Source organism: Actinokineospora sp. NPDC051303 (genome assembly GCF_055586285.1).
Genome location: NZ_JBVJIN010000042.1, coordinates 45962 through 52704 on the forward strand (window position 1 = coordinate 45962; position 6743 = coordinate 52704).

At 69.3% G+C, this 6743-nt stretch carries 6 protein-coding genes and 1 tRNA gene; 4 read left to right on the forward strand and 3 right to left on the reverse strand.

The genetic code is table 11. The annotated features are described in order from the left end of the window. The first annotated feature begins 14 nt into the window (after positions 1-14). The 3 genes from ACZ6SD_RS25790 to ACZ6SD_RS25800 all read left to right on the forward strand — a co-directional run bounded on the left by ACZ6SD_RS25790 (position 15) and on the right by ACZ6SD_RS25800 (position 2100). Entirely contained in the window at positions 15-716 is a 702-nt protein-coding gene (locus ACZ6SD_RS25790; RefSeq protein WP_465319569.1) for a DedA family protein, read from the forward strand. A gap of 55 nt (positions 717-771) precedes the next feature. Continuing rightward, positions 772-1335 carry a hypothetical protein gene (locus tag ACZ6SD_RS25795; protein WP_465319570.1) on the forward strand — a complete coding sequence of 188 codons (564 nt, stop codon included), beginning with the start codon at positions 772-774 and terminating at the stop codon, positions 1333-1335. Positions 1336-1794: 459 nt separating this feature from the next. Continuing rightward, positions 1795-2100 (forward strand): hypothetical protein, encoded by a 306-nt coding sequence (locus ACZ6SD_RS25800; protein ID WP_465319571.1) that lies wholly within the window; start codon positions 1795-1797, stop codon positions 2098-2100. A 274-nt stretch (positions 2101-2374) separates the two neighbouring features. On the opposite strand, the gene ACZ6SD_RS25805 is transcribed toward ACZ6SD_RS25800, so the two are convergent. The 3 genes from ACZ6SD_RS25805 to ACZ6SD_RS25815 all read right to left on the reverse strand — a co-directional run bounded on the left by ACZ6SD_RS25805 (position 2375) and on the right by ACZ6SD_RS25815 (position 3515). After that, a tRNA-Val gene (locus ACZ6SD_RS25805) sits at positions 2375-2446 on the reverse strand. Positions 2447-2486: 40 nt separating this feature from the next. After that, positions 2487-2945 (reverse strand): peroxiredoxin, encoded by a 459-nt coding sequence (locus ACZ6SD_RS25810; RefSeq protein WP_465319572.1) that lies wholly within the window; start codon positions 2943-2945, stop codon positions 2487-2489. 138 nt (positions 2946-3083) lie between these two features. Continuing rightward, positions 3084-3515 carry a DUF3052 domain-containing protein gene (locus tag ACZ6SD_RS25815; RefSeq protein ID WP_465319573.1) on the reverse strand — a complete coding sequence of 144 codons (432 nt, stop codon included), beginning with the start codon at positions 3513-3515 and terminating at the stop codon, positions 3084-3086. Between the two features lie 300 nt (positions 3516-3815). Here ACZ6SD_RS25815 and aceE point away from each other — a divergent pair, with 300 nt between their 5' ends. Further along, positions 3816-6581 carry a pyruvate dehydrogenase (acetyl-transferring), homodimeric type gene (gene aceE / locus ACZ6SD_RS25820; protein WP_465319574.1) on the forward strand — a complete coding sequence of 922 codons (2766 nt, stop codon included), beginning with the start codon at positions 3816-3818 and terminating at the stop codon, positions 6579-6581. Positions 6582-6743 lie beyond the last annotated feature (162 nt).

Here is a 6743-nt window from a genome sequence, read left to right on the forward strand (position 1 = left end):
AGGGGAATCCGAACGTGGCCTTGCTGACCGACGTCCTCGAATGGCTGCAGGCGCTGCCGCAGCCCGCCCTGGTCGCCGCCACCGGCGGCCTCGTGCTCGCCGAGTGCACCATCGGCCTGGGCTTCATCGCCCCCGGCGAAGCGGGCCTGCTGGTCGCCGCCACCACGGTGACCACCGTGCCCCGGTTCCTGATCCTGTGGGCCGTGGTGACCGTCTGCGCGGGCATCGGCGACTCGATCGGCTACGCCATCGGCCGCAAGTACGGCCCGAGGCTGCGCGACACCAAGCTCATCCAGAAGTACGGGACCGCGGGCTGGGACAAGGCCACCGACATCCTCAAGCGCCGCGGCGCGTGGGCGGTGTTCTTCGCCCGGTTCATGCCGGTGGTCCGCACCCTGACCCCGGCGGCGGCTGGCACATCCGGCCTGCCGTACCGCAAGTTCCTGCCCGCGGCCGTCGCGGGCGCGGCGTGCTGGTCGGCCGTCCACATCGGCATCGGCGCCGCCCTCGGCGAGGCCGCCAAGCGCATCGAGAGCATGCTGTCGACCGGCGGCATGGTCGTGCTCGGCCTGGTGGTCCTGGCGGGCGTCGTCGTCCACTTGGTCAAGAAGCGCAAGAAGGCGAAGGCCGCCGCCGCTGAGTCCGCCACCGCCCCGGTGACCGTTCCGGCCGCGAGCGCCGCCGACGAGGACCCGGAGCTGGAAACCGCCCGCTAAAGATCCGGCCGAGCGCCCTTGACCTCCAGTTAAGTGGAGATCGCACCATGGGGGCATGACTGAGAAGCCGATCCTCATCCTGGGCCGGGTCGCGGCCGTCGCCGAGGGCATCGCCAAGCGACTGGAAACCCACGGCGTCCACGCCGTCACCTCGACCGACCCGGAGCACGCGGACACCCTGTTCGACCCGCGCGACTTCCGGCTGGTCGTGTTCGGCTCGGGCGCGGTCGGCCCCGTCACCGAGCACCTGCGGCGGGAGTTCGGCCGCGCGAACCCGGACCTGCGCTTCCTCGACTCGTTCGCCCCGGTCGCGGTCCGCCAGATCCTGTCCGCGCTCGCCCCCACGGAACCCCGGATCACCGACCCCCGGCTCGTCTCGGACGCCGACAGCCTCCACCTCACGGCGACGATCCGCGCCGAGGTCCCGCTCCGGGTGGAGGTGTACCGCGCGCCGACCGACGCGGGCTGGGACAGCGACGTGGTCGCCGACGGCCCGGTCAAGCCAGGCCCGTACGAACTCACCCTGGATCCGGCCTACCGGGACAACGCGTACATGGTCGTCCTGACCGCGGACGACGAACTCCACCAGCTCCGTCTGGACGCGGTGGCGACCGTCTGACATCCGGCGCCGACTGGTTCCGACCTCCCTGTCGGCGCCCCGAGCCTTGACGTGCCCGGCGGCCTAGCGCTTGTCGCCAATCCGGGTCGGCCGCCAGCGCACGTGCAGCTGCACTGCTCATCTGCGTGCGCGTTCAGACTCATGTGGGTGAGAGACTTCCTACCGAAGAGGAAGTTGCCCCACGATCGAGTGATTGCGCTCATTTGCACTCCGTGACCGTTCACGGCAGCCAATTTTGACCAGGCGCGGCCATGGTCAATCACCGCTTACCGTCCTTTGTTCGCCGCTGAGCGCCCCATGGGTCGCTTCCCAGTGCCAAGAATCCGGCCGATCGTTCATGCTTTGTCCTGCGCGAACCACTCAGGCGCAAGCGGCTCCCCCAGATATCACGCCAGGGAGCCGCTTGCTCGGTTTTCGCGTCTCCCCCGTCCCGTGAGACAGCAAAGGAGCAGTCACCGCATGAACGCACCCGCGTTCTCCGACGAGCCGCCGGACGAGAACGACGCCACGAGCGCCCGCTCAGCCCCCCAGCACGGAGCAGGCGACCAGGAGGCGTTCGGCCTCGTCGAGCGCGTCACAGCAGGCGGATGGAAGCCGACTCTGCGCCTGTGCCTCATCCTGGCCGTGACCACGGCGTTGATCGTCACGGTCGCCGTGGTCGCCCCGGAGATGGTGGCGGCCATGTGCACCACGATCGGCCTGGTGTTGACCCAGGCCGTCGTCCAAGCCATCCGGCAGTCCCGCGCCAGGAGCGACCGGAGGTGAGGAGGGGGCGCCAGGCTGCTGCCTCTAACAACAGCCTGACACCCCCAGATCGGATCGGTGGCCGCCAGCGTCCTTGCCTGGCCCGGCGGCCACCGCTCACCTCAGGGCATGAGGTCACCTAGGGTGCCTGACAGCGGCAAACGTTTATACCGCCCATGGTGTTATGTGCCCATGAGCGGTCATCCGAAACTCGGTCGGGCACAGCCCACCCGCCGACGCGATTGTTTTACATACCGCGCGTTGGAAACGGGATTGTAGGAACGTCAGATTTCGGTGGGCGCAGCAGGATTCGAACCTGCGACCGCTCGGGTGTAAGCCGAGTGCTCTCCCGCTGAGCTATGCGCCCTCCGACCGGCGTCGGGGCGTTCCGGCGCCGGTCGCGGAGGTCAGAGGGTGGCCACTGCCTTCTTCCACGCGTCCTGGTTGCGGGCCTCGCCGGGGGCGTTGATCTCGGCGAAGCGGACGGCGCCGGTGGTGTCGATCAGGAAGGTGCCGCGGTTGGCCAGACCGGCCGCCTCGTTGAAGACGCCGTAGGTGGTGGCGACGGCGCCGTGCGGCCAGAAGTCCGACAGCAGGGGGAAGGTGTAGCCCTGCTGCTCCGCCCACGCCTTGAGGCTGAACGGGGTGTCCACCGAGACGCCGATGACCTGGACGTTGTGGTCGGTGTACTCGGCGATCTCGTCGCGGACCTGGCACAGCTCGCCCTGGCAGATGCCGCTGAACGCGAACGGGTAGAACACGAGCAGCACGTTCTTCTCGCCCTGGAACTGGGAGAGCGTGACCGGCTGCTTGTTGTAGTCGTTGAGCGTGAAGTCCGGAGCCTGCGAACCGACCTCGACCGCCATACCCGGTTTCCTCCTGGATGCGGGCGCGCAACCGCGCCGAGACTGACTGTGGAGCCCTGCCTGTGGGCTATCGGAGCCCTGACTGTGCACAGCCTAAGCCACCCGGACGGGTCCGCGCCCGGGTGTTCGGCCTGTGGGCTACCGCTTGGTCTTCACCGACTTCGGTGAGACCAGCCGAGTGCCGGACCAGTCGTTCCCGACGCTGACGCTGGAGGTCTGGGCGAGTCCCGCAGTGGGCACCGCCTCGGCGATATCGCTGGGCTCGACGTGGCCGGGGCGGCCCGTCTTCGGGGTCAGGACCCAGATCACGCCGTTGTCGGCGAGCGGGCCGATCGCGTCCATGAGCGCGTCGACCAGGTCCCCGTCGCCCTCGCGCCACCACAACAACACGACGTCGACCACCTCGTCGGCGTCCTCATCAAGGAGATCGGAGCCGATGCGCTCCTCGACGGCGGCGCGGAGGTCGTCTTCGACGTCCTCGTCCCAGCCGATCTCCTGGACAATGGTGCCCTCTTCGATCCCCAGCTTGTCGGCGACGCCGGCGTTCCCGGCGTCTCCCGCGGCCACCACGGTGTCACTCCTCCAGTTGTGCTTCGTCGCGGTGGTCCGGGCCCTTCCTCAGGTCCTTCAGCCGCGTCTTCCCTGTTCGGTTAGGCGATAGCGAACACTGACAGTGGCCACCTGCGCAACCGTCTGCTGTTCGACACGCCGTGTCTCGGTCCGGTGCGGACCGTCCGAGTGTCCCAACATACCCGTACTGACCAGTAACGATGACGTCAGCGTCGATTCAGACGAACATGGCAGAGTGTCACCCGCCCGCGTGCTATCCACGTGCGCGAAATCCGACCTCGACCCAGGCTGGAGCTCCAGTTGGCCACCCAGAACAGCAGGCCCGCACCCGAGCGCGTTCGCGTCATCCGCGACGGCCTCGCCGCGCACCTGCCGGACATCGACCCGGAGGAGACAGCCGAATGGCTGGAGTCCTTCGACGCCGCGCTCGCGGGCGGCGGTCAGCAGCGTGCCCGCTACCTGATGCTGCGCCTGCTTGAGCGCGCCAGGGAGAAGCACGTCGGCGTGCCCGCCCTCACCAGCACCGACTACGTCAACACCATCCCCACCGAGCGGGAGCCCTGGTTCCCGGGCGACGAGGAGGTGGAGCGCCGCTACCGGGCTTGGATCAGGTGGAACGCGGCGATGACGGTGCACCGCGCGCAGCGCCCCGGCGTCGGCGTCGGCGGCCACATCTCGACGTACGCGTCGTCGGCGGCGCTCTACGAGGTCGGGTTCAACTGGTTCTTCCGCGGTAAGAACCACCCCGGTGGGGGGGACCAGATCTACGTGCAGGGGCACGCCTCCCCCGGCATCTACGCGCGCGCGTTCCTGGAGGGCAGGCTCTCCACCGCGCAGTTGGACGGCTTCCGCCAGGAGTTCTCGCACGCGGGCCCCGGCGGCGGCCTGCCGTCCTACCCGCACCCCCGGCTGATGCCCGACTTCTGGGAGTTCCCCACGGTCTCCATGGGCCTGGGGCCGATGAACGCCATCTACCAGGCCCGGTTCAACCGGTACCTGCACGACCGGGGCATCGCCGACACCGCGGACAAGCGGGTCTGGGCGTTCCTCGGCGACGGCGAGATGGACGAGCCGGAGTCGCGCGGCCTCATCCACGTCGCGGCCAACGAGCAGCTCGACAACCTGACCTTCGTCATCAACTGCAACCTGCAGCGGCTCGACGGCCCGGTCCGGGGCAACGGCAAAATCATCCAGGAGCTGGAGGCGTTCTTCCGCGGCGCGGGCTGGAACGTCATCAAGGTCATCTGGGGCCGCGAGTGGGACGGGCTGCTGCACGCCGACCGCGACGGCGCCCTGGTCAACCTGATGAACACCACCCCGGACGGCGACTACCAGACCTACAAGGCCAACGACGGCGCGTTCGTCCGCGAGCACTTCTTCGGCCGCGACCCCCGGACCAAGGAGCTCGTCGCCCCGATGAGCGACCAGGACATCTGGAACCTCAAGCGCGGCGGCCACGACTACCGCAAGGTCTACGCGGCCTACCAGGCGGCCACCGAGCACCACGGCCAGCCCACGGTGATCCTGGCCAAGACGATCAAGGGCTACAACCTCGGCCCGCACTTCGAGGCGCGCAACGCCACGCACCAGATGAAGAAGATGACCCTGGACGACCTCAAGCTGTTCCGGGACACCCTGCGCGTGCCGATCAGCGACGCCGACCTGGAGAAGGACCCGTACCTGCCGCCGTACTACCACCCCGGCCAGGACGCCCCGGAGATCCAGTACCTGCAGGAGCGGCGCCGCCAGCTCGGCGGCTACCTGCCGGAGCGGCGGACGAAGGCCAAGGCGCTGGTGCTGCCCGGCGACAAGGTCTACGACGTGCTCAAGCGCGGCTCCGGCAAGCAGGAGGTCGCCACCACCATGGCGTTCGTCCGGCTGGTGCGCGACCTGGCCAAGGACGCCGAGATCGGGCCGAGGCTGGTGCCGATCATCCCGGACGAGGCGCGCACGTTCGGCATGGACTCGATGTTCCCGACGCAGAAGATCTACAACCCGCAGGGGCAGCTCTACACGTCCGTGGACGCCTCGCTGATGCTGTCCTACAAGGAGAGCGAGCAGGGCCAGATCCTGCACGAGGGCATCAACGAGGCCGGGTCGACCGCGTCGTTCACCGCGGCGGGCACCTCGTACGCCACGCACGGCGAGCCGATGATCCCGATCTACATCTTCTACTCGATGTTCGGCTTCCAGCGCACCGGCGACGGCCTGTGGGCCGCCGCCGACCAGATGGCCCGCGGCTTCGTCCTGGGCGCCACCGCGGGCCGCACCACGCTGACCGGCGAGGGCCTGCAGCACAACGACGGGCACTCGCTGCTGCTTGCCGCGACGAACCCGGCCGTGGTCGCCTACGACGCGGCGTGGTCGTTCGAGATCGCGCACATCGTCAAGGACGGCCTGCGCCGCATGTACGGCGAGCAGTCCGAGGACGTCTTCTACTACCTGACGGTCTACAACGACCCCTACCAGCAGCCAGCCGAGCCGGAGAACCTCGACGTCGAGGGCCTGCTGCGCGGCCTCTACCGGTACCAGGAGAGCCCCCGGACCGACGGCCCGCGCGCGCAGGTGCTGGTCTCGGGCGTGGCCATGCCGTGGGCGCTCAAGGCGCAGCGGCTGCTGGCCGAGGAATGGGGCGTCGGCGTCGACGTGTGGTCGGCGACGTCCTGGGCGGAGCTGCGCCGCGAGGCGGTGGACATCGAGCGGCACAACCTGCTGCACCCGGAGGCCGAGCCGAGGGTCCCGTACGTGACCTCGGTCCTGGCCGACACGCCCGGCCCGGTGGTGGCCGTGTCGGACTGGATGCGCGCCGTGCCCGACCTCATCCGCCCGTGGGTGCCCACCGACATGCTGACCCTGGGCACCGACGGCTTCGGCTTCTCCGACACCCGCCCGGCCGCCCGCAGGCACTTCCTGGTCGACGCCGAGTCGATCACGGTCGGCGTGCTGGCCGCGCTGGCCAAGCGCGGCGAAGTGCCCCAGGACAAGGTGGTCGAGGCGGCCCGCAAGTACCGCATCGACGACGTCACCGCCGCGGGCCCGCAGACCTCCGACCCCGGCTCGGCCTGATCCCCCACTGATCCGCTATCCAGAACGGCGGGGGGGGGGGGGGGGGGGGGGGGGGGGGGGGGGGGGGGGGGGGGCTGGGGGGGGGGGGGGGGGTTTTTTTTTTTTTTTTTTTTTTTTTTCTCCTCCGTCACGCCGCTGCCACACGTATCTTTGTTCCCTGCC

What these genes read in the sequence shown, in the direction of transcription:
- ACZ6SD_RS25795 (WP_465319570.1), top strand. Translation starts at nt 772, where the DNA reads ATGACTGAGAAGCCGATCCTCATCCTGGGCCGGGTCGCGGCCGTCGCC.
- ACZ6SD_RS25800 (WP_465319571.1), top strand. Translation starts at nt 1,795, where the DNA reads ATGAACGCACCCGCGTTCTCCGACGAGCCGCCGGACGAGAACGACGCC.
- ACZ6SD_RS25810 (WP_465319572.1), bottom strand. Translation starts at nt 2,945, where the DNA reads ATGGCGGTCGAGGTCGGTTCGCAGGCTCCGGACTTCACGCTCAACGAC.